Source organism: Micromonospora sp. C51, assembly GCF_018070435.1.
GTDB lineage: Bacteria > Actinomycetota > Actinomycetes > Mycobacteriales > Micromonosporaceae > Micromonospora > Micromonospora sediminimaris.
On the sequence record NZ_JAGPXQ010000093.1, the window covers coordinates 1 to 1,286 of the forward strand.

1 protein-coding gene is annotated in these 1,286 nt (G+C 66.2%); it reads right to left on the bottom strand.

What is annotated here, in order from left to right; genetic code table 11:
* Positions 1–22: 22 nt before the first annotated feature.
* Entirely contained in the window at positions 23–1,192 is a 1,170-nt protein-coding gene (locus tag KBX50_RS32500; RefSeq protein WP_210941661.1) for a DDE-type integrase/transposase/recombinase, read from the bottom strand.
* Positions 1,193–1,286: the final 94 nt, after the last annotated feature.

The window sequence follows — 1,286 nt, forward strand, 5'->3', positions numbered from 1 at the left end:
TAGATGTGTCATGAGTTGTTGATCATGCTGCTCGGGTGAGGCTGATGTAGTTCCGGTCGGGGGTGAGGTGGAAGTGGCCGAGGGGTTGGCCGTCGTGGTGGTAGACGGTGATCTGGTTTTGGTCGCGGATGGCGGTGACGGTGGTGCCGGCGTGGGTGGTGCCGACGCTGGTGCGGTGCCCGGCGACGCGGATGGCGCCGGTGCTGTCCACGAGGCAGCGGTGCAGGGTGGCGTCGGTCTGCAGGGGCAGGCTGGCGGGCCCGCCGAGGCTGGGCGCGTCTGTCCATGCCTGGGCGGGGGTGGCGCGTCGTGGTAGGGCGCTGTGGCGTCGTTCGGTGTTGTAGTAGCGGCGGTAGACGTCCAGATGGGTTTGCAGCTCGGCGCGGGTGCCGGGGGTGGGTTGGGTGCTCAGCCATTTCTTGAGGGTTTGGTGGTGGCGTTCGACCTTGCCGCAGGTCTGTGGATGGTAGGGGCTGGAGTTGATCGGCCGGACATTGTGGTCCAGGAGGCACTGGACGAACGTGGAGATCGATCCGGGCCGGGTGAGTCGGCTGGTGAACGCGGTGCCGTTGTCGGACAACACGATCGCTGGGACGCCGTACTCGCCGAAGGCCTGCCTGACCGCGGTGACCGCACCTTCGGCGGTCTCCGCGATCGTCGCGTGACAGCCGACGAGGGTTCGGGTGCAGTCGTCCAGGACGTCGAAGACCGCGGCGAGGCTGCCGTCGGCGAGCCGAACGTTCGTGGCGTCGATCTGGTAGCAGTCCCTGGGCCGGGCGTAGACGAACCGTCGGAACGAGCTGCGCGGCCGTTTCGCCGGGTTCCGTTCGAGCAGGTCATGTCGGGCCAGGACCCGGTTGATCGTCGACCTTGAGGGCACCCGCCATGCCGGACCGGTAGCGGCGTGCACCTCGATCAGGGCGTCACGGATGAAATCGGCCCCATTGTCCAGACCGAGTTCGGCGCGCAGCTTGCAGATCCAGGCATCCAGATCCGGCGGCGTCACCCGCGGACTGCTGTGCGGCCGCCGGGAACGCGCATGCCACTCACCCTCGTCCCGGATCCGCGCCTGATGCCGATACACCGTACGGACGGACACACCATGCTCGCGCGCGAACTCGGCCACATTGATCCGTACCCCCGCAGCCAACTGAGCATCGAGCAGGTTCAAGACATGCCGCCGAGAAGCCATGCCAGGCACCATGTACCAGCCCGCCCAAGATCCCTACCAACTGACACATGTATCGGGACTTCATCACTGACAGATGTCATGGGACTGAATAGTT

Bases quoted from the DNA above. Each gene is read 5' to 3' on its own strand.
- KBX50_RS32500 (WP_210941661.1), bottom strand. From the start codon at position 1,192: ATGGCTTCTCGGCGGCATGTCTTGAACCTGCTCGATGCTCAGTTGGCT.